Source organism: Pseudomonas sp. P110(2024) (genome assembly GCF_057480795.1).
Genome location: NZ_JBLIYT010000001.1, coordinates 514,526 through 536,844, shown reverse-complemented (window position 1 = coordinate 536,844; position 22,319 = coordinate 514,526). Strand labels below are relative to the sequence as shown.

12 protein-coding genes are annotated in these 22,319 nt (G+C 66.7%); 3 read left to right on the top strand and 9 right to left on the bottom strand.

Annotated elements, in window-relative coordinates; translation table 11 throughout:
* Positions 1–2 precede the first annotated feature (2 nt).
* The 6 genes from ccoO (AC25ND_RS02545) to ccoN (AC25ND_RS02520) form a co-directional block, all read right to left on the bottom strand.
* On the bottom strand, positions 3–611 hold the full coding sequence (gene ccoO / locus AC25ND_RS02545; RefSeq protein WP_028692876.1) for a cytochrome-c oxidase, cbb3-type subunit II: 609 nt from the start codon (positions 609–611) through the stop codon (positions 3–5).
* On the bottom strand, positions 611–2,053 hold the full coding sequence (gene ccoN, locus AC25ND_RS02540; RefSeq protein ID WP_028692877.1) for a cytochrome-c oxidase, cbb3-type subunit I: 1,443 nt from the start codon (positions 2,051–2,053) through the stop codon (positions 611–613). Before ccoN (AC25ND_RS02540) ends, ccoO (AC25ND_RS02545) begins: the two co-directional genes overlap by 1 nt.
* A 431-nt stretch (positions 2,054–2,484) precedes the next feature.
* On the bottom strand, positions 2,485–3,426 hold the full coding sequence (ccoP, locus tag AC25ND_RS02535; protein ID WP_028692878.1) for a cytochrome-c oxidase, cbb3-type subunit III: 942 nt from the start codon (positions 3,424–3,426) through the stop codon (positions 2,485–2,487).
* Complete coding sequence (locus AC25ND_RS02530) at positions 3,423–3,617, bottom strand: cbb3-type cytochrome oxidase subunit 3 (RefSeq protein WP_028692879.1); 195 nt, start codon at positions 3,615–3,617, stop codon at positions 3,423–3,425. The genes ccoP and AC25ND_RS02530 overlap by 4 nt, the downstream gene beginning before the upstream one ends.
* A gap of 5 nt (positions 3,618–3,622) precedes the next feature.
* Positions 3,623–4,231: a cytochrome-c oxidase, cbb3-type subunit II gene (ccoO, locus tag AC25ND_RS02525; RefSeq protein ID WP_028692880.1), complete on the bottom strand. Its 609-nt coding sequence runs from the start codon at positions 4,229–4,231 to the stop codon at positions 3,623–3,625.
* Between the two features lie 13 nt (positions 4,232–4,244).
* Positions 4,245–5,669, bottom strand: a complete 1,425-nt coding sequence (gene ccoN, locus AC25ND_RS02520) for a cytochrome-c oxidase, cbb3-type subunit I (protein ID WP_028692881.1) — start codon at positions 5,667–5,669, stop codon at positions 4,245–4,247.
* Between the two features lie 49 nt (positions 5,670–5,718).
* Here ccoN (AC25ND_RS02520) and AC25ND_RS02515 point away from each other — a divergent pair, with 49 nt between their 5' ends.
* A complete protein-coding gene (locus tag AC25ND_RS02515) occupies positions 5,719–6,411 on the top strand; it encodes an alpha/beta family hydrolase (RefSeq protein WP_028692882.1) in 693 nt (230 codons plus the stop codon).
* A 61-nt stretch (positions 6,412–6,472) separates the two neighbouring features.
* Here AC25ND_RS02515 and ppnP read toward each other — a convergent pair whose 3' ends face one another.
* Both ppnP and AC25ND_RS02505 read right to left on the bottom strand, forming a co-directional pair.
* Entirely contained in the window at positions 6,473–6,757 is a 285-nt protein-coding gene (ppnP, locus tag AC25ND_RS02510; protein WP_028692883.1) for a pyrimidine/purine nucleoside phosphorylase, read from the bottom strand.
* Positions 6,758–6,830: 73 nt separating this feature from the next.
* Positions 6,831–7,382 (bottom strand): 3'-5' exonuclease, encoded by a 552-nt coding sequence (locus AC25ND_RS02505; protein WP_062362495.1) that lies wholly within the window; start codon positions 7,380–7,382, stop codon positions 6,831–6,833.
* Positions 7,383–7,570: 188 nt separating this feature from the next.
* Between AC25ND_RS02505 and AC25ND_RS02500 the strand changes: the two genes are divergently transcribed.
* On the top strand, positions 7,571–8,371 hold the full coding sequence (locus tag AC25ND_RS02500; RefSeq protein WP_028692885.1) for a substrate-binding periplasmic protein: 801 nt from the start codon (positions 7,571–7,573) through the stop codon (positions 8,369–8,371).
* Between the two features lie 125 nt (positions 8,372–8,496).
* Here the strand turns inward: AC25ND_RS02500 and AC25ND_RS02495 are convergent, their stop codons facing one another.
* Complete coding sequence (locus AC25ND_RS02495) at positions 8,497–9,024, bottom strand: RNA polymerase factor sigma-70 (protein ID WP_028692886.1); 528 nt, start codon at positions 9,022–9,024, stop codon at positions 8,497–8,499.
* Positions 9,025–9,342: 318 nt separating this feature from the next.
* Between AC25ND_RS02495 and AC25ND_RS02490 the strand changes: the two genes are divergently transcribed.
* A complete protein-coding gene (locus tag AC25ND_RS02490) occupies positions 9,343–22,290 on the top strand; it encodes a non-ribosomal peptide synthetase (RefSeq protein ID WP_186596133.1) in 12,948 nt (4,315 codons plus the stop codon).
* The last annotated feature ends 29 nt before the right edge of the window (positions 22,291–22,319 follow it).

Sequence of the window (22,319 nt, the reverse complement as noted above, 5' to 3'; positions counted from 1 at the left end):
TGTCACCGTTTGCTTTTGATGAGGGTGCCAAGGCCTTGCAGGTACGCGACGATGGCGTCCATCTCGGTCTTGCCCTTGACCGCGTCACGGGCGCCGGCGATGTCTTCGTCGGTGTACGGCGTGCCCAGGGTGCGCAGCACTTCCATCTTCTTGGCGGTGTCCTTGCCGTCGAGCTTGTTTTCCACCAGCCACGGGTACGACGGCATCTTCGATTCCGGTACCACGTTGCGCGGGTTGTACAGGTGGGCGCGGTGCCAGTCGTCCGAGTAGCGGCCGCCGACGCGGGCCAGGTCGGGCCCGGTACGCTTGGAGCCCCACAGGAACGGGTGGTCCCACACGCTCTCGCCGGCCACCGAGTAGTGGCCGTAGCGTTCGGTCTCGGCGCGGAACGGCCGGATCATTTGCGAGTGGCAACCCACGCAGCCTTCGCGGATGTAGATGTCGCGGCCCTCGACCTCGAGCGCGGTACGTGGCTTCATGCCCTCGACCGGCTTGTTGGTGACGTCCTGGAAGAACAGCGGGACGATCTGGGTGAGGCCACCGACGCTGACGGCGATGACCATGAAGAAGGCCATCAGGCCGATATTCTTCTCGACTGCTTCATGCTTCATCAGTGGGCTCCCACGACGACGATCTTGGCGGCTTCCTCAGCCTGAACCGGGTTGGCGGCGCGCACGGTACGCAGCACGTTGTAGGCCATCAGCAGCATGCCGGAGGCGAAGAACGCACCGCCCAGGGCGCGGACGATGTAACCCGCGTGGCTGGCCTGCAGGGCTTCGACGAAGGAGTAGGTGAGGGTGCCGTCGTCGTTGATGGCGCGCCACATCAGGCCTTGGGTAATGCCGTTGACCCACATCGAGGCGATGTACAGCACGGTGCCGATGGTGGCCAGCCAGAAGTGCGCGTTGATCAGGCCGACGCTGTGCATCTGATCGCGGCCGTAGAGTTTCGGGATCATGTGGTAGACCGCGCCGATCGAGATCATCGCCACCCAGCCGAGGGCGCCGGCGTGGACGTGGCCGATGGTCCAGTCGGTGTAGTGCGACAGTGAGTTGACCGTCTTGATGGCCATCATCGGGCCTTCGAAGGTGGACATGCCGTAGAACGCCAGCGACACCACTAAGAAGCGCAGGATCGGGTCGGTGCGCAGCTTATGCCAGGCCCCCGAGAGGGTCATCATGCCGTTGATCATGCCGCCCCAGCTCGGCGCCAGGAGGATGATCGACATCACCATGCCCAGTGACTGCGCCCAGTCCGGCAGTGCGGTGTAGTGCAGGTGGTGGGGGCCGGCCCAGATGTACAGGGTGATCAGCGCCCAGAAGTGCACGATCGACAGGCGATAGGAGTAGATCGGGCGTTCGGCCTGTTTCGGGACGAAGTAGTACATCATCCCCAGGAAGCCGGTGGTCAGGAAGAAGCCCACGGCGTTGTGGCCGTACCACCACTGGATCATCGCGTCGGTGGCGCCAGCGTAGGCCGAGTAGGACTTGAACAGGCTCACCGGCAGCGAGATGTGGTTGACGATGTGCAGCATCGCGGTGACCACGATGAACGCGCCGTAGAACCAGTTGCCGACGTAGATGTGCTTGGTCTTGCGCTTGACGATGGTGCCGAAGAACACCAGGGCGTAGGTGACCCAGACGATGGCCAGCAGGATCGCCAGCGGCCACTCGAGCTCGGCGTATTCCTTGGTGGTGGTGAAGCCCATCGGCAGGGTGATCAGCGCGCCGACGATCACCGCCTGCCAGCCCCAGAAGGTGAAGGCGGCCATGCTGTCGGAGATCAGCCGGGTCTGGCAGGTACGCTGCACCACGTAGTAGCTGGTGCCGAACAGGGCGCAGCCACCGAAGGCGAAGATCACCAGGTTGGTGTGCAGTGGGCGCAGGCGGCCGAAGCTCGTCCATGGCAGGTCCAGGTTGAGCTGGGGCCATACCAGTTGCGAGGCGATGAAGACGCCAAGCCCCATGCCAAGGATCCCCCAGACCACCGTCATGATGGCGAACTGGCGGACGACCTTATAGTTATAAGCAGTCGGACTGATTGCAGTGCTCATTCTAAGGTTCCACGGTTTGGGTGTTCTTGTTGGTTGGTAAATCGGCGCCAGTATCGATAACCACCAGGGTTATGGCAACGCAAGGAAACCTGCGCCGACCCGTGTCCAGGCCCTTCTCACCGCCGTCCCGCGGTTTTTGGGCTGGATGATTGTACACAAATAAATATTTGTAATGTGTACCGTTTTCCATGTTTTTCTGATCGTTCGGTCAAGCTTTTTGATCGGGACGGGCACGCAAGGCGTCATCCCAAAGCCGCAGGCTCGTGAGCGTGGAGTCGATGCGTGATGTCAGGCTGTGCACCACGTCTGTTCCGGTCGCTGCGAGCGGAGCCACTGTGGCAACAAGCTTAGTTGCGTTCGGAGGGGGTGCAAGGCGGGGAGGGGCGAGGGAGGGAGTCGTGGGAGCGGCGCACTACCGCTCCCACGGGGTTTTACTTGGCGGTTACCGTTTCTGCTGCTTGCTCTTGCGACAGGCTATACACATAGGCCGCCAGCAGGTGGACCTTGTCGTTGCCCTGGATGTCGTGCTGCGCCGGCATCTGGCCCTGACGGCCGTAACGGATGGTCTGCTGCAGCTGGGCGAAGCTCGAGCCGTAGATGAACGCCTGCGGATGGGTCAGGTTCGGCGCGCCCATGGCCGGGGTGCCCTTGCCTTCAGGCCCGTGGCAGGCCACGCAGTTTGTGGCGAAGATTTCCTGGCCCTTGGCCGGGTCGGCCTTGACGCCTTCCGGCAGGCTGCGGCCATCGAGGTTGGTCAGCACGAAGGCTGCCACATCGGCCACGCCCTGCTCGCCGATCACCGTGGACCAGCCCGGCATGACGCCGTGGCGGCCGTTCATGATCGAGGCCTTGATGGTCTCCGGCTCGCCACCCCAGCGCCAGTCGTTGTCGGTCAGGTTGGGGAAGCCGTAGGAGCCCTTGGCGTCGGAGCCGTGGCACACCGAGCAGTTGGAGGCGAACAGCCGGCTGCCCATCTTCAACGCCTGTGGATCCTTGGCCACTTCCTCCACCGGCATGGCGGCATACTTGGCGAAGATCGGGCCGAACTTGGCGTCGGCCTTGTCCATCTCTTTCTGCCACTCGTCCACCTGGGTCCAGCCATTCTCGTAGCCAGGCAGGATGCCTTTCCAATTGCCCAGGCCCGGGTAGAGGATCAGGTAGCCGACCGAGAACACCAGGGTGCCGACGAACAGCCAGAACCACCACTTGGGCAGCGGGTTGTCGTACTCCTCGATGCCGTCGAAGCTGTGGCCCATGGTCTGGTCGGTGGTGTCGCTGCTCTGGCCTTTTCGGGTGGCGAGCAGCAGCCAGGTCAGGCCGATCAGGCTGCCGATGGTCAGTACGCTGATGTACGTACTCCAGAAGGTGGTCATTGCTGGGTACTCCTCAATACGGCAGGTTCCTGCCCGGCGGGGGGCAGGCGGTCGTCGACGAAGGGCAGCAGGCGCGCTTCGGCGAAATCACGGTCGCGGCGACGGTTGAACACCCAGAGCGACAGGCCAATGAAGGCGATCATCACCACCAGGGTGCCCAGGCCGCGGATCATGCCGATGTCCATTTCCATCGCACTCACCTCTTGTTCTTGATCGCGGTGCCGAGCACCTGCAGGTAGGCGACCAGTGCGTCCATCTCGGTCTTGCCCTTGACCGCGTCCTTCGCGCCGGCGATGTCGTCGTCGCTGTAGGGCACGCCGAGGCCGCGCAGGACGCGCATCTTGACGTCGGTGTGGCTGTTGTCGACCTGCGCGGCCACCAGCCATGGGTATGACGGCATCTTCGATTCCGGTACCACGTTGCGCGGGTTGTACAGGTGCGCGCGGTGCCAGTCGTCCGAGTAGCGGCCGCCGACGCGGGCCAGGTCCGGACCGGTACGCTTGGAGCCCCACAGGAACGGATGGTCCCATACGCTCTCGCCGGCCACCGAGTAGTGGCCGTAGCGCTCGGTCTCGGCGCGGAATGGCCGGACCATCTGCGAGTGGCAGCCCACGCAGCCTTCGCGGATGTAGATGTCGCGGCCTTCGAGTTGCAGGGCGGTGTAGGGCTTCATGCCCTCGACCGGCTTGTTGGTGACGTCCTGGAAGAACAGCGGGACGATCTGGGTCAGGCCGCCGATGCTGACGGCGAACACCATCAGCAGGGCCATCAGGCCTATGTTTTTCTCAACGACTTCATGGTTCATCAGGCTCTACTCCTCAAGCCAGCTGGGCGTTGGCGGGGGCTTGCTCGGCGGCCGGGGCACGCACGGTGCGCCAGGTGTTCCAGGCCATCAGGAACATGCCGCTGAGGAAGATCGCGCCACCGACGAAGCGCACGACGAAGCCTGGGTGGCTGGCCACCAGGGTTTCGACGAACGAGTAGGTCAGCGTGCCGTCGCTGTTGACCGCGCGCCACATCAGGCCCTGGGCGATGCCGTTGACCCACATCGAGGCGATGTAGAGCACGGTGCCGATGGTGGCCAGCCAGAAGTGCGCGTTGATCAGCCCAAGGCTGTACATGCGCTCCTTGCCGAACACTTTCGGGATGGTGTGGTACAGCGCGCCGATGGAGATCATCGCCACCCAGCCGAGGGCGCCGGCGTGGACGTGGCCGATGGTCCAGTCGGTGTAGTGGGACAGGGCGTTGACCGTCTTGATGGCCATCATCGGGCCTTCGAAGGTGGACATGCCGTAGAACGCCAGCGAGACGACCAGGAAGCGCAGGATCGGGTCGCTGCGCAGCTTATGCCAGGCGCCCGAGAGGGTCATCATGCCGTTGATCATGCCGCCCCAGCTTGGCGCCAGCAGGATCAGCGACATGATCATGCCCAGCGACTGCGCCCAGTCCGGCAGCGCGGTGTAGTGCAGGTGGTGCGGGCCTGCCCAGATGTACAGGGTGATCAGGGCCCAGAAGTGGACGATCGACAGGCGATACGAATACACCGGGCGCTCGGCCTGCTTGGGCACGTAGTAGTACATCATCCCCAGGAAGCCGGCGGTCAGGAAGAAGCCCACGGCGTTGTGGCCGTACCACCACTGCACCATGGCATCGGTGGCGCCGGCGTACAGCGAGTAGGACTTGGTCAGGCTGACCGGTACTTCCAGGTTGTTGACGATGTGCAGGATCGCCACGGTGAGGATGAAGGCGCCGAAGAACCAGTTGCCCACGTAGATGTGCTTGGTGTTGCGCTTCATCAGCGTGCCGAAGAACACCACGGCATAGGCCACCCAGACGATGGTGATCAGGATGTCGATCGGCCATTCCAGTTCGGCGTATTCCTTGGTGCTGGTGTAGCCCAGCGGCAGGCTGATCGCCGCCAGCAGGATCACCAGTTGCCAGCCCCAGAAGGTGAACGCGGCCAGTCGTGGCGCGAACAGGGTGGTCTGGCAGGTGCGTTGCACCGAATAATAGGAGGTGGCGAACAGGGCACAGCCGCCGAAGGCGAAGATCACCGCGTTGGTGTGCAAGGGTCGCAGGCGGCCGAAGCTGGTCCACGGCAGGTCGAGGTTGAAGGCGGGCCAGGCGAGCTGGGCGGCGATGAAGACGCCGAGCCCCATCCCGACGATGCCCCACACCACCGTCATGATGGCGAATTGGCGGACCACCTGATAGTTGTAGGCGGTACTGCTGGTTGTGTTCATGTATGGGTTCCCATCCACGGTTATAGGCAGGCTAGACAGCGAGGCAAGCATGATTAATGGGCAAAGTGCCGGTATTGACGGGGATCAATGGGCGAAGATCGGAAATGTCCCAGGCTTGCGCTGCGATCCTCCGAAAATTCCGCAGGATCGTGGCATTTCCAGCTGCCTGATCCTGGCCCACGGCGCCGGTGCGCCAATGGACAGCGGGTTCATGGAGGACATGGCGCAAAGGCTGGCGGGGCAAGGGGTAGGGGTGGTGCGCTTCGAGTTCCCATACATGGCCGAGCGGCGTCTGAGCGGCGGCAAGCGGCCGCCCAATCCGCAGAAGGTGTTGCTTGAATGCTGGCGGACTGTCTACGACCAGCTGCGACCATTGGTCGCAGGGCGGTTGGCTGTCGGTGGCAAGTCCATGGGCGGACGCATGGCCAGTCTCGTGGCGGACGAACTGGGCGCCGATGCGCTGGTGTGCCTGGGATATCCGTTCTATGCCGTGGGCAAGCCTGAAAAGCCACGCGTGGAGCACTTGGCCGGGCTGCATACGCGAACGTTGATCGTGCAGGGCGAGCGGGATGCCCTGGGCAATCGTGAGGCGGTGGCGGGGTATGCGCTATCGCCGGCGATCGAGGTGAGCTGGCTGGTGGCGGCCGATCATGACCTCAAGCCGTTGAAGGCGTCAGGGTTCAGTCATGAGCAGCACATGCAGGCGGCGGCGCAGCGCGTGGCGGCTTTCCTGCGGGTGTAGCCATCGCGAGGCAAGCCCGCTCTTCGTGGGAGCGGGCTTGCCCCGCGATGAGGGCCTCAGCTCAGTCGCGGTACTCGCACAGGTAAGCGGTATCCACGGCCACCTTCAGTTGGAACTTGCTGTCGGCGGCCACGTTGAACTTGTCGCCCGCGTTGAAGGTTTCCCAGTTGTCGCTACCTGGCAGCTTCACGCTCAGGGCGCCGGAGACTACGTGCATGATCTCGCGCTTGGCGGTGCCGAACTCGTATTCGCCCGGGGCCATCACACCCACGGTGGCCGGACCTTCCTTGCTTTCGAAGGCGATCGACTTGACGGTGCCATCGAAGTACTCATTGACCTTGAACATCGGGCGACTCCTGAAAAAGGACTGAAAAAAGGGCTGGCCAGTATGCCCAAGGCCCGCCCCTGCGTCATCTGTTTCAGGCGCTGCTTGGCGGCAGGCTCAGGGGCAGCAGGCGTGCGGTGTTGCGGGCGTCTTCCAGGGCCCGGTGCTGTTGCCCGGCAAACTGCAGGCCGGCCAGTTGCAGGGCGCTGTTCAGGCCTGCCGGACGCTGCAGGTGGCGGGCCTTGGCGAAGCGTTGCTTGAGGTTGATGTGCGGCAGTTGCTCCAGCAGGCTGCGCACATGGTGCGTCTGCCATTCCAGCAGCAGTTGCTTGCGGTCGTAGTCGCCCCAGCTTACCCAGGCCTGCAATTGTGCCTGGTGATGACCCAGCCAGCGTTCGAACGCGGCCCAGACTTCCGGGAAGGGCGCGGCGGCATCGACCTCGGCCTGGCCGATGTGGGTCAGCTCGCGACAGAAGGAGGTCAGCTGCGGCCGCCGCCGGGGCCGCACGAAGCGCTGGAAGTGGTCGACCTCGCGCCCGTCGCGGGTGACCAGGCTTGCGCCGATTTCAATGATTTCCATCTCCGTGACCGGCCAGCCGCCGTCGTCGGTAGTGGCTTCCAGGTCGATCACCAACCAGTGGCCCATGCCAGGCTCCCTATCAATGCAGAAAAACCTGCGCACTTGCCGGGGCGCGTGCGCGGGCCAGTAGAGCGTAGCCAAACTCGAGGTTCACGACATCCCCTGGCACTTTGGCATATTCGGCGGTTGTGCCCGTGCGGGAAAACGCCTAGCTTAGGCGCATTCAGGCCCTTACCCGTGATGAGTGTCCCGACTTGATTCCACTGCCCAGTGCCAAGCTGTCGTCCTTCCTGTTGCTGTTCGCGACGGTTTTGCTGAATGCCGCGGCACAGGCCGAGGTGGTGCGGGAAGTGAAGATCGGGGCCGCGCATTTCCCGCCCTACACCGTGCGTCCGGAGCAGGGCGCCGACACCGGTCTGCTGCCGCAGCTGGTGGAGTCGCTGAACCGCTTGCAGTCCTTGTACCGTTTCGTCCTGGTGCCCACCTCGATTCCCCGGCGCTTCGGCGATTTCCAGCAGGGCCGCACCGACATGGCGATCTTCGAGAATCCGCAGTGGGGCTGGCAGGAGATCGAGCACAAGGCGGTGGACATGGGGCTGGAGGATGCCGAGATCTTCGTCAGCCGCCAGCAGTCAGGGCGTGACCAGCATTACTTCGACGATCTTGAGGGCAAGCGCCTGGCGCTGTTCAATGGCTATCACTATGCCTTTGCCGATTTCAACGCGGACCCGGCCTGGTTGAAGAAGCGCTACCGTGCCACGCTGACTTACTCCCACGACAGCAACCTCAACATGGTCGAGCGTGGGCGTGCTGACATCGCCCTGGTCACCCGCTCGTACCTCAGTGACTTCCTCAAGCGCAACCCGGACAGCGCCGGGCAGTTGCTGGCGTCGCAACGGGTCGATCAGGTCTACCATCACTACGCCTTGCTGCGTCCAGGGGCTTCCATCAGCCCCGAAGCCTTTGCCGGCTTGTTGCGTCAGTTGCGGGAAAATGGCGAGCTGCTGCGCATCTTCCAGCCCTACAAGATCACCGTCGAAGCCCCGCACGACTAAATTTCGACGAAGCCGCCGCGTATTCAGTAATGAGTGTGCAGGATTGTGCAGGGTCCGAGGCAAACGTGCCTGTAGCGGCCCTTTCGCGACGCGAGGAACTGGAGATTTGCCCTGCGATGGCGGTTTCAGCCCAGGCGGCTGCTCTTGCGGCAATGGATCAGCGCATCGCGGATCATGAAGTTGACCAGCGTCGGCGACACGCCCAGCTCCTTGGCGATGTCCTTCTGCGGCACGCCATGCAGGCGGTACATCTCGAAGGCGTAGCGGGTGCGTTTGGGTAGCTCGTCGAGGGCGTCGGCGATGTGTTCCAAGGTGGCGAGATTGATGTGGGTGGCCTCGGGCGAGGCATTCTGGATGACCACATTCATCCCTTCCTCTTCGCTGCCGGTGTATTTCAGCTCCATGGCCTGCTTGCGGTAGTGATCGATAGCCAGGTTGCGCACGATCTGGAACAGGTAGCTGAGCTGGGCCTTGAAGGACGAGGTGATCTGCGGGGCGGCGCTGAGCCTGAAAAAGGCGTCCTGCACCACATCCTCGGCGCGGGAGCGGCAACCGGTGATGCGCGCGGCGATCTTCACCAGGATGCTGCGGTTGTCGACGAATGCCTGGAGTAATGGTGAATCGCACTTACTTGTGGATAGTTGTTCCGCCATGGAAATCACCTTGTCTCGAAGAGGAGTGGGAGCGCCCCCTGAAGGAGGCTTCCTACGACGTGCGACAAACTATTCGTAATGATAATGATTGTCAAATACGAAAGTTAATGAGTTTTGATCTATTTTGGTTCTAAGCTCCAGGCTGTGAACTGCTTCACTCCATCCCTTTGCGGCCGGCCTTCCCGGGCCGTCCGACAGGCCTAATTTCTTCCCCGGCCCATCCGTTCCCCTGTGTACATCTCGGCTGCCGAACACTGCCCGCCTGTCGTGCGCGGGTCAGTCAGGCGCGACTCACCCAGACACTGGCAGGAACATTCCATGACGGACGCCTTCGAACTCCCGCACTCGCTGGTCCAGGCCCTGGCGCAGCGCGCCGCCCAGACCCCAGAGCGCATCGCCTTGCGCTTCCTGGCCGACGCGCCCGGCGAGCAGGCGGTGCTCAGCTACCGGGACCTCGACCAACGCGCGCGGACCATCGCCGCGGCGTTGCAGGCCCGGGCCGGGTTCGGCGAGCGAGCCGTGCTGCTGTTCCCCAGCGGCCCGGACTATGTCGCGGCCTTTTTCGGCTGCCTGTATGCCGGGGTGATCGCCGTGCCGGCCTATCCGCCGGAGTCTTCGCGCCAGCATCACCAGGAGCGCCTGTTGTCGATCATCGACGACGCCGAGCCGCGCCTGCTGCTGACGGTAGAAGCGCTGAGTGACAGTTTGCAGGGCCTCGAAGCCCTGGCTGGCGCCAGCGCTCCGGGCCTGCTGGCCGTGGATCGTCTGGACCCGCAGTTGGCCGAGCAGTGGCGCGAGCCTGAGCTCACGGGCAATGACATCGCCTTCCTGCAGTACACTTCCGGCTCAACCGCGCTGCCCAAGGGCGTGCAGGTCAGCCACGGCAACCTGGTGGCCAATGAGCAACTGATCCGCCAGGGTTTCGGCATCGACCTGAACCCGGATGACGTGATCGTCAGCTGGCTGCCGCTGTACCACGACATGGGCCTGATCGGTGGCCTGCTGCAGCCGATCTTCAGCGGCGTGCCTTGCGTGCTGATGTCGCCGGGCTATTTCCTCGCCCGACCGCTGCGCTGGCTGAAGGCGATCAGCGAATACGGCGGCACCATCAGTGGCGGCCCGGACTTCGCCTACCGGCTGTGCAGCGAGCGGGTCAGCGAGGCCGCGCTCGCCGGCCTGGACCTGAGCCGCTGGCGCGTGGCCTATTCCGGTTCCGAGCCGATTCGCCAGGACAGCCTCGACACCTTCGCCGAAAAATTTGCCGCCTGTGGCTTCGACGCCAGCAGCTTCTTCGCCAGCTACGGCCTGGCCGAGGCCACCCTGTTCGTCAGCGGCAGCCGCCGCGGCCAGGGCATCGGTGCCCTGGAGCTGGATGCCGAGGCCTTCGCCGCCAACCGTGCCGAGCCGGGCAAGGGCAGCGTACTGATGAGCTGCGGCTATCCGCAGCCGGGCCACGCGGTGCGCATCGTCGAGCCGCAACAGCTGCAGGTGCTGGCTGACAACCAGGTGGGCGAGATCTGGGCCGGCGGCCCGAGCATCGCCCTGGGTTACTGGCGCAACCCCGAGGCCAGCGCCCGTACCTTCGTCGAGATGGACGGCCAGACCTGGCTGCGCACGGGCGATCTGGGCTTCATGCGCGACGGCGAGGTGTTCGTCACCGGGCGCCTGAAGGACATGCTCATCGTCCGTGGCCAGAACCTCTACCCGCAGGACCTGGAGAAGACCCTGGAGCGTGAGGTCGAGATGCTGCGCAAGGGCCGGGTGGCGGTGTTCGCCGTCGACGACCAGGGCGAGGAAGGCATCGGCGTGGCGGTGGAGATCAGCCGCAACGTGCAGAAAGCGCATACGCCCGAGGCGCTGATCAATACCCTGCGCCGGGTCATCGCCGACGCCTGCCGCCAGGCGCCGGCCGTGGTCCTGCTGCTCAATCCCGGCGCGCTGCCCAAGACCTCCAGCGGCAAGCTGCAGCGCTCGGCCTGCCGCCTGCGCATGAACGACGGCAGCCTGGATATCTATGCGCGGTTCCCGATGGCGCAAACGGCGCAGGGCCATGTCCTGGCCGGTGACGACCTGCAGGCACGGATCGCCGGTATCTGGCGTGAACTGCTCAAGGTCGAGGCGGTGGCGGCGGACGATCACTTCCTGCTGCTGGGCGGCAACTCCATCGCCGCCACCCAGGTGACCGCGCGCCTGGGCGACGAGCTGGGGCTGCAACTGAGCCTGCGCACCCTGTTCGAAGCACCGACCCTGGCCGAGTACAGCGCCGCCGTGGCGGCCATTGTCGCCGAAGGCGGCAGCGCAGCCGGCGTGATCCGCAACCAGGACCGCGATCAGGCGTTACCGCAGTCACTGGCACAGAATCGCCTGTGGCTGTTGTGGCAACTGGAGCCGCAGTCCGCCGCCTACAACATCCCCGCCGGTCTGCACCTGCGCGGCGAGCTGGACGAGGCGGCGCTGCAGGCGAGCTTCCAGGCCCTGGTCGCCCGCCACGAATCCTTGCGCACGCTGTTCGACGAAGTCGACGGCCAGGCCGTGCAGCGTATCCTGCCGAGCCAGTCGTTCAGCCTGCGTCATCTGGATCTCGATGGGCTGTCGCCCGCCGAGGTGGCCGCGCGCCGCGAGGACGAGGCGCAGCAGCCGTTCGACCTGCGCCAGGGTCCGCTGCTGCGGGTGACCCTGGCCCGCCTGGACGATGAAGAGCACCAGCTGTGGGTGACCCTGCACCACATCGTCGCCGACGGCTGGTCGCTGAACATCCTGCTGGATGAGTTCGCCCGCCTGTACGCCGCCCAAGGCCAGACCGTACAACTGCCCGAACTGACGCTGGGCTACGCCGACTACGGCCAATGGCAGCGCCAGTGGCTGGCCGACGGCGAGAGCGCCCGTCAGCTCGACTACTGGAAAAACAAGCTGGGTGATGAACTACCGGTGCTCGACCTGTGCACCGACCAGCCCCGCGCCAGCCAACAGCACACCCGCGCCGCGCGCCATAGCCTCAAGGTGCCGGCGGCGCTGACCAGTGCCCTCAAGGGACTGGCCCGCGACCAGCAGGCCAGCCTGTTCATGGTCCTGCTCGCCGGCTGGCAGGCCCTGCTGCACCGCTACAGCGGCCAGGGCGACATCCGCGTCGGCGTGCCCAACGCCAACCGTCCGCGCCTGGAAACCCAGGGCATGGTCGGCTTCTTCATCAACACCCAGGTGCTGCGCGCCGAACTCGATGGCCGCCTGCCGTTCGCCGGGCTGCTGGCCCAGGCGCGCCAGGCCGCCCTGGAGGCCCAGGCCCATCAGGACCTGCCGTTCGAGCAGTTGCTCGAGGCGCTGCCGCAGGCCCGTGAACAGGGCCTGTTCCAGGTCATGTTCAACCACCAGCAGCGCGACCTGTCGGCCCTGCGCCGCCTGCCCGGGCTGCTGGCCGAAGAGCTGCCGTGGCACAGCCGCGAAGCCAAGTTCGACCTGCAACTGCACAGCGAGGAAGACCACCAGGGCCGTCTGACGCTGGCCTTCGACTACGCCGCCGGGTTGTTCGAGGCGGCCACCGTCAAGCGCCTGGCCAGCCATCTGCTGGCCTTGCTCGAGCAGGTCTGCGCCGAGCCGCAGCTGGCCCTTGGCGAAGTGCGCCTGCTCGACGAGCAAGGCCGCGCGCAACTGCTCGGCTGGGGGCAGGCGCCGATGGCGAGCGCGCCGCGCCTGCTGGTCGAGCAACTCAATGAACAGGCCCGCATGACCCCCGAACGCACCGCGCTGGTGTGGGAGGGCGGCCAGCTCAGCTATGCCGAGCTGCACCAGCAGGCCAACCGCCTGGCCCACTACCTGCGTGACAAGGGCGTCGGCCCGGATACCTGCGTGGCCATCGCCCTGGAGCGTTCGCCACAGCTGCTGGTCGGCCTGCTGGCCATCCTCAAGGCCGGCGGCGCCTATGTGCCGCTGGACACCGACTACCCGGCCGAGCGCCTGGCCTACATGCTGGCCGACTGCAAGGCCGGCCTGCTGCTCAGTCACGGCAGCCTGCTCGACAAGCTGCCGCAGGTGGACGGCGTCAGCGCCATCGCCCTCGACCAGTTGCACCTGGACAGCTGGCCGAGCCAGGCCCCCGGCCTGCACCTGCACGGTGACAACCTTGCCTATGTGATCTACACCTCCGGCTCCACCGGCCAGCCCAAGGGGGTGAGCAACACCCACGCGGCCCTGGCCGAACGCCTGCAGTGGATGCAGGCCACCTACGCGCTGGATGACAGCGATGTGCTGATGCAGAAAGCGCCGATCAGTTTCGACGTGTCGGTGTGGGAGTGCTTCTGGCCGTTGGTCAGCGGTTGCCGGCTGGTGCTGGCCGGCCCCGGCGAGCACCGTGACCCGCAGCGCATCGCCCAGCTGATCCAGCAACACGAGGTGACCACGCTGCACTTCGTGCCGCCGCTGCTGCAGGTGTTTGTCCAGGAGCCGCTGGCCGCCGGCTGCACCAGCCTGCGTCGGCTGTTCTCCGGGGGCGAGGCGCTGTCTGCGGCCTTGCGCGACCGCGTGCTGCAACTGCTGCCGCAAGTGCAACTGCACAACCGCTACGGCCCGACCGAAACCGCCATCAACGTCACCCATTGGCACTGCCAGGCGAGTGATGGCGCCCGCTCGCCCATTGGCCGCCCGCTGGGCAACGTGCTGTGCCGGGTGCTGGACGACGAATTCGAGCTGAGCGCGCCGGGCGTGCCCGGCGAGCTGTGCCTGGGGGGCGCGGGCCTGGCCCGTGGCTACCTCGGCCGCCCGGGGCTGACCGCCGAACGTTTCGTGCCCCAGCCCGATGGCGACGGCGCGCGCCTGTACCGCAGTGGCGACCGCGCCCGCTGGCAGGTACAGAGCCAGGCCCTGGAGTACCTGGGCCGCCTCGACCAGCAGGTGAAGGTGCGCGGTTTCCGCGTCGAACCCGAGGAAGTGCAGGCGGTGCTGCTGGCCCAGCCGGGTGTCGCCCAGGCGCTGGTGCTGATCCACCAGGACGCCGTCGGCGCCCAGCTGGTGGGCTACTACAGCGGCATCGAGCAGAGCGACGCGCTGCTGGCCGCGCTGGCCGAGCGCCTGCCGGCCTACATGGTGCCGGCGCAGCTCATCCACCTGGCGCAGATGCCCCTGGGGCCGAGCGGTAAGGTCGACCGCAAGGCACTGCCGGCGCCGGTCTGGCAACAACGTGGACATGTCGAGCCGCAGAGCGGGCTGCAGCAGCAGGTCGCGGCGATCTGGCGCGAGGTGCTGAACCTGCCGCAAATCGGCCTGCAGGACGATTTCTTCGCCCTCGGCGGCCACTCGCTGCTGGCCACCCAGATCGTCTCGCGCACCCGCCAGGCGCTGGATGTCGAGCTGCCGCTCAAGGCCCTGTTCGACGCCAGCGAGCTGGGCGCGTTCTGCGCCGAGATCGCCCGCCTGCAGGGCAGCGGCGAGCGCAACCGCCAGGGCGCCATCGCCCGTGTCGACCGCCGCCAGGCCGTGCCGCTGTCGTACTCGCAGCAGCGCATGTGGTTCCTCTGGCAGATGGACCCGCACAGCCCCGCCTACAACGTTGGCGGCATGGCCCGCTTCCAGGGACCGCTGCATGTGGACGCCTTCGAACGCGCCCTGCAGGCGCTGATCGTGCGCCATGAAACCCTGCGCACCACCTTCCCCAGCATCGACGGCAAGCCCTACCAGTGCGTGGCCGATGACAGCCACCTGCAACTGCACTGGCACGACTTCAGCGCCCTGGCCGACGACGCCCGCCAGCAACGCCTGCAGCAACTGGCCGACGACCAGGCGCACCAGCCGTTCGACCTGGAGCGCGGCCCGCTGCTGCGCGCCTGCCTGGTCAAGTCCGGCGAGCGCGAGCATTACTTTGTCCTGACCCTGCACCACATCGTCACCGAAGGTTGGGCCATGGACATCTTCGCCCGTGAACTGGGCGAGCTGTACGAGGCCTTCGTCGACGAGCGCGAGTCGCCGCTGGCGCCGCTGCCGGTGCAGTACCTCGACTACAGTGTGTGGCAGCGCCAGTGGCTGGAAGGCGGCGAGGGCGCCCGTCAGCTGGCCTACTGGAAAGACCGCCTGGGTGACGAGCACCCGGTGCTGGCGCTGCCGGCCGATCGTCCGCGCCCTGCGGTGCAGAGCCACCAGGGTGAACTCTACCGCTTCGACCTGGATCCGGCGCTGGTCAAGCGCGTGCATGCCTTCAACAGCCAGCGCGGCCTGACCCTGTTCATGACCATGACCGCCACCCTGGCCGCGCTGCTGCACCGCTACAGCGGCCAGCGCGACCTGCGCATCGGCGCGCCGGTGGCCAACCGCATCCGTCCGGAAAGCGAAGGACTGATCGGCGCCTTCCTCAACACCCAGGTGCTGCGCTGCGAGCTGGACGGGCAGATGAGCGCCGACGCGCTGCTCGACCAGGTGCGCCAGACCATCATCGACGGCCAGTCGCACCAGGACCTGCCGTTCGAGCAACTGGTCGAGGCCTTGCAACCGCCGCGTTCGAGCGCCTACAACCCGCTGTTCCAGGTGATGTGCAACGTGCAGCGCTGGGCCTTCCAGCAGAGCCGCGAGCTGGTGGGCATGCAGGTGGACTACCTGGTCAACGACGCCAGTGCCACCAAGTTCGACCTGTACCTGGAGGTCACCGACCTCGACGGCCGCCTGGGCTGCTGCTTCACCTACAGCCGCGACCTGTTCGACGAGCCGCGCATCGCCCGTATGGCCGAGCACTGGCAGCAGTTGCTGGTGGCGTTGATCGATGACCCGCAGCAGCGCCTGTGCGAACTGCCGATGCTCGCCGAAGCCGAGCAGCAGGTGCTGATCGGCCAGCTCCAGGGCGAGCAGGACGTCGAGCTGAACCAGACGCTGCACGGCCTGTTCGCCGCCCAGGCCGAGCGCACCCCGCAGGCCCTGGCCCTGACCTTTGCCGGCAAGCACCTGAGCTATGCCGAGCTCGACCAGCAGGCCAACCGCCTGGCCCGCGCCCTGCGCGAGCGTGGCGTCGGCCCGCAGGTGAGGGTGGGCCTGGCGCTGGAGCGCTCGCTGGAGATGGTGGTGGGCCTGCTGGCCATTCTGAAGGCCGGTGGCGCCTACGTGCCGCTGGACCCGGAATACCCGCTCGACCGCCTGCGCTACATGATCGAGGACAGCCGCCTCGGCTTGCTGATCGGCCAGCGCGACCTGCTCGACACCCTGGGCGAACTGCCGCCGGGCGTCGCGCGCTGGAGCCTGGAGGACGATGCCGCGAGCCTGTCCGCCTACAGCGACGCTGCCCTGGACAACCTCAACCTGGCGCAGCACCAGGCCTACCTGATCTACACCTCCGGCTCCACTGGCAAGCCCAAGGGCGTGGTAGTCAGCCACGGTGAAATCGCCATGCACTGCAAGGCGGTGATCGCCGAGTTCGGCATGCGCAGCGACGACTGTGAGCTGCATTTCTATTCGATCAACTTCGACGCCGCCAGCGAGCGCCTGCTGGTGCCGCTGCTGTGCGGCGCCCGCGTGGTGCTGCGCGCCCAGGGCCAATGGGGCGCCGAGGAAATCTGCCAGCTGGTGCGCGAACAGCAGGTCAGCGTGCTCGGCTTCACCCCGAGCTACGGCAGCCAGCTGGCCCAGTACCTGGCCGGGCAGGGCGAGCAGTTGCCGGTGCGCCTGGTGATCACCGGCGGCGAGGCACTGACCGGCGAACACCTGCAGCGCATCCGCCAGGCCTTTGCTCCGCAACAGTTCTTCAACGCCTACGGCCCGACCGAAACCGTGGTCATGCCGCTGGCGTGCCTGGCACCGGACACGCTGCCCGTCGATGCCGGCAGCGTGCCGATCGGCCGGGTGATCGGCGCCCGCACGGCCTACATCCTTGACGACGACCTGGCCCTGCTGCCACAGGGCGGCATCGGTGAGCTGTACGTGGGCGGCGCGGGCCTGGCCCAGGCTTATCACGACCGTCCAGGCCTGAGTGCCGAGCGCTTCGTCGCCGACCCGTTCAGCCATGACGGTGGCCGCCTGTACCGCACCGGCGACCTGGTACGCCTGCGCGCCGATGGCCTGGTGGAATATGTCGGGCGTGCCGACCAGCAGGTGAAGATCCGTGGCTTCCGTATCGAGCTGGGCGAGATCGAAAGCCGCCTGCAGGAGCACGCCGACGTCGAGGAGGCGGTGGTCCTGGCCCTCGACCTGCCGGGGGGCAAGCAACTGGTGGGCTACCTGGTGTGCCCGCAGGCCAGCGCCGACGGCGAGGCCCAGGCCCAGCTGCGCGAGGCGGTCAAGGCCGACGCCCGCCTGCACCTGCCGGACTACATGGTACCGGCGCACCTGGTGCTGCTCGACAGCCTGCCGCTGATGGGCAACGGCAAGCTCGACCGCCGCGCGCTGCCGGCGCCGGACCTGCAGCAGGCGCGCCAGCACTACCAGGCACCGGCCAATGAGCTGGAAAGCCAATTGGCGCAGGTCTGGCGCGAAGTGCTCAACCTGCCGCGCATCGGCGTGCAGGACAACTTCTTCGAACTGGGCGGCGACTCGATCCTGTCGATCCAGGTGGTCAGCCGGGCCCGTCAGCTGGGGCTGCAGTTCACCCCGCGCGACCTGTTCCAGCACCAGACCATCCAGACCCTGGCGGCGGTGGTGACCCGCAGCGAGGCGCCGGGCAGCATCGAGCAGGGCCCGCGTGAGGGCAGAGCCGGCCTGACGCCAATCCAACACTGGTTCTTCGACAGCGAAGTGCCGCAACCACAGCACTGGAACCAGGCCGTGCTGCTGCAGGTACGCCAGCCGCTGCAGGCCGAGGCGCTGGAGCAGGCCCTGGCCGCGCTGGTCGAACACCATGACAGCCTGCGCCTGCGCTTCGGCCGGGCCAATGGCCGCTGGCAGGCCGAGTACGCCCAGTCGAGCACCCAGCCGTTGCTGTGGACCGCGACCGTGAGCGATTTGGAGAACTGCCAGGCCCTCTATACCGATGCGCAGCGCAGCCTCGACCTTGCCGAGGGGCCGCTGCTGCGCGCCTTGCTGGTCAGCGACGAGCAGGGCGCCCAGCGCCTGCTGCTGACGATCCATCACCTGGTGGTCGATGGCGTGTCCTGGCGTGTCCTGCTGGAAGACTTGCAGGCGCTTTATCGGGGTGAAACGCTGGCCGCCAAGACCCATGCCATGGGCGACTGGGCGGCGCGCCTGGCCAGCTATGCCGGCAGCGATTCGCTGCGTGACGAGCTGGACTGGTGGGAGGCGCAACTGGGCAGCGCCCGTCGCGAACTGCCCTGCGACCATCCCCAGGGCGGCAACCTGCACAGGCATGCCCGCAGCATCGCCATCGAGCTGGACGTCGAACAGACCCGCCAGCTGCTGCAACAGGCGCCGGCGGCCTACCACACCCAGGTCAACGATCTGTTGCTGACCGCCCTGGCGCGCACCCTGTGCCAGTGGAGCGGCGATCAACAGGTGCTGGTGCAGCTGGAAGGCCATGGCCGTGACGGCTTGTTCGAGGACATGGACCTGACCCGCAGCGTCGGCTGGTTCACCAATGCCTACCCGCTGAGCCTGAGCCCGCAGATGGGCGAGGACGAGTCGGCCCGTGCCGGGTCGATCAAGCGCATCAAGGAGCAACTGCGCCAGGTGCCGCACAAGGGGCTGGGCCATGGCGTGCTGCGCTACCTGGCCGACGAGGCCGGGCGCGAACGCATGGCCGCGCTGCCCCAGGCGCGCATCACCTTCAACTACCTGGGCCAGTTCGACCAGCAGTTCGACCAGGCGGCGCTGTTCCAGCCGCTGGACGCCCCCGCGGGCCTGGCCCATGACCTCGATGCGCCGCTGCCGAACTGGCTGAGCGTCGATGGCCAGGTGTACGGCGGCGCGCTGCAACTGCGCTGGAGCTTCAGCGCCGAGCGCTACGACGAAGCGACCATTGCCCGCCTGGCCGAAGCCTACCGCCTGGAGCTGCTGGCCTTGATCGGCCACTGCCTGGCGGACGGCAACGGCAGCTTCACGCCGTCGGACTTCCCGCTGGCGCAACTGACCCAGGAGCAGATCGACGCGCTGCCGATCCCGGCCGCCGAGATCGAGGATGTCTATCCGCTGACGCCGATGCAGGAAGGCCTGCTGCTGCACACCCTGCTCGAGCCGGGCACCGGCATCTACTACATGCAGGACCGCTACCGCATCAACAGCGCCCTCGACCCCGAGCGCTTCGCCCAGGCCTGGCAGGCCGTGGTGGCGCGCCACGAAGCGTTACGCGCATCGTTCAGCTGGAACGCCGGCGAAGCGATGCTGCAGATCATCCACAAGCCCGGCAAGACCCCGGTGGACTACCAGGACTGGCGCGGCCTCGACGAGACCACCCAGGAGGCGCGCCTGCAGGCTTTGCACAAGCAGGAGCGCGAGGCCGGATTCGAACTGCTGCGCGAAGCGCCGTTCCATCTGCGCCTGGTGCGCGTCGACGAGGCACGCTACTGGTTCATGATGAGCAACCACCACATCCTCATCGATGCCTGGTGCCGCTCGCTGCTGATGAACGACTTCTTCGAGATCTACCAGGCCCTGGGCGAGGGACGCCAGGCCCAGCTGCCGGTGCCGCCGCGCTACCGCGACTACATCGGCTGGCTGCAGCGCCAGGACCTCGACGAGGCGCGCCAGTGGTGGCAGGCCAACCTGGCCGGCTTCGAACGGGCCACGGCGATCCCCAGCGATCGACCGCTGCGCCACGATCACGCCGGTGACGGCATGGTAGTGGGCGATTGCTACACCCGCCTCGAGGTGAGCGAGGGCGCGCGCCTGCGCGAACTGGCCCAGGCCCACCAGCTGACGGTCAACACCTTCGCCCAGGCGGCCTGGGCCCTGACCCTGGCCCGATACAGCGGCGACCGCGACGTGGTGTTCGGCGTCACCGTGGCCGGGCGTCCGGTGAGCCTGCCGCAGATGCAGCGCACGGTCGGCCTGTTCATCAACAGCATCGCCCTGCGTGTGCAGATGCCGCAGCCCGGCGAACGGCGCAGCGTGCGTGACTGGCTGCAAGGCCTGCTCGAGCGCAACATGCAGCTGCGTGAGTACGAGTACCTGCCGCTGGTGGCGATCCAGGAGTGCAGCGAACTGCCCAAGGGCCAGCCGCTGTTCGACAGCCTGTTCGTGTTCGAGAACGCCCCGGTGGAAACCGCCGTGCTCGACCACGCCCAGCACCTGGACGCCAGCTCCGACTCGGGCCGCACCCACACCAACTTCCCGCTGACCGCAGTGTGCTACCCGGGCGATGACCTGGGCCTGCACCTGTCATTCGACCAGCGTTACTTCGACTACCCGACCGTCGAGCGCCTGCTCGCCGAGTTCAAGCGCCTGCTGCTGGCGCTGGTCGAGGGCTTCAATGGCGAGGTGGATGAGCTGGCACTGCTGGGCGCCGAGGAGCAGCGCTTCCTGCTCGACGACTGCAATCGCACCGAGCACAGCTACGCCCTGGAGCAGAGCTACGTCGAGCTGTTCGAGGCGCGGGTCGCCGCGCACCCGCAGCGCACCGTCGCCCGCTGCCTGGAGGCGTCCTACGACTATGCCGGGCTGAACGTGGCGGCCAACCGCCTCGGCCATGCCCTGGTCGCGGCCGGCGTGGCCATCGACCAACCGGTGGCGCTGCTGGCCGAGCGCGGCTTGGCGCTGCTGGGCATGATCGTCGGCAGCTTCAAGGCCGGCGCCGGCTACCTGCCGCTGGATCCGGGCCTGCCGTCGGCGCGCCTGCAACGCATCGTCGAGCTCAGCCGCACGCCGGTGCTGGTGTGCAGCGCGGCCTGCGCCGAGCAGGCGCGCCAGTTGCTCGACGAAGTGGCGGGTGCGGCACGGCCGAAGCTGCTGGTCTGGGAAGAGGTGCAGGCGAGCCACGTGGCCAGCCACAACCCCGGCATCCACAGCGCGCCGGACAACCTCGCCTACGTGATCTACACCTCCGGCTCCACCGGGCTGCCCAAAGGCGTGATGGTCGAGCAGCGCGGCATGCTCAACAACCAGCTGAGCAAGGTGCCGTACCTGGCCCTGGACGAGCAGGACGTGATCGCCCAGACCGCCTCGCAGAGCTTCGACATCTCGGTGTGGCAGTTCCTCGCCGCGCCGCTGTTCGGGGCCAAGGTGCAGATCGTGCCGAACGCCATCGCCCACGACCCGCAGGGCCTGCTGAGCCATGTGCAGGCCACCGGCATCACCGTGCTGGAGAGCGTGCCGTCGCTGATCCAGGGCATGCTGGCCAACGATCACCAGGCCCTCGACGGCCTGCGCTGGATGCTGCCGACCGGCGAGGCCATGCCGCCCGAGCTGGCCGCCCAGTGGCTGCAGCGTTACCCGACCATCGGCCTGGTCAACGCCTATGGCCCGGCGGAGTGTTCGGATGACGTGGCGTTCTTCCGCGTCGACGCCGCCTCGACCCAGGGCAGCTACCTGCCGATCGGCACGCCGACTGACAACAACCGCCTGTATCTGCTCGGCGAGGACCAGAGCCTGGTGCCGCTGGGCGCGGTGGGTGAGCTGTGCGTCGCCGGCACCGGCGTGGGCCGTGGCTATGTCGGCGATCCGCTGCGCACCGCCCAGGCCTTCATCCCACACCCGTACGGTGCGCCGGGCGAGCGCCTGTACCGCACCGGCGACCTGGCCCGGCGCCGTCCCGATGGCGTGCTGGAGTACGTCGGGCGTATCGACCACCAGGTGAAGATCCGCGGCTACCGCATCGAGCTGGGCGAGATCGAGGCACGCCTGCACGAGCAAGCCGAGCTGCGCGATGCCGCGGTGGGCGTGCAGGAAGGAATCAACGGCAAGCACTTGGTCGGCTACCTGGTGGCGCACCATGGCGTCGCCGCCGACGCCGCGCTGCTCGACCAGCTCAAGCAGCGCCTGCGCGCCGAGCTACCGGAGTACATGGTGCCGCTGCACTGGGGCTGGTTCGACAACCTGCCGCACAACGCCAACGGCAAGCTCGACCGCAAGGCGCTGCCGGCCATCGAGATCGGCGGCCAGCACAGCCAGGCCTACCTGGCGCCGCGCGACGATCTGGAGCAGACCCTCGCCGGCATCTGGGCCGATGTGCTCAAGGCCGAGCGGGTGGGCGTGCGTGACAACTTCTTCGAGCTGGGCGGGCATTCGCTGCTGGCGACGCAGATCGCCTCGCGGGTGCAGAAGGCCCTGCAGTTGAATGTGCCGTTGCGGGCGATGTTCGAGTGCAGCACGGTCGAAGAGCTGGCGGACTATGTGCGCGGGCTGCAGGACAGCGCGCTGGATGACGCCAAGGTCGATCGGTTGAGCGACCTTATGGCGGAGCTGGAGGCGTTGTAGCCACATTGCCTTCAGCGCAGGGCCTGCCT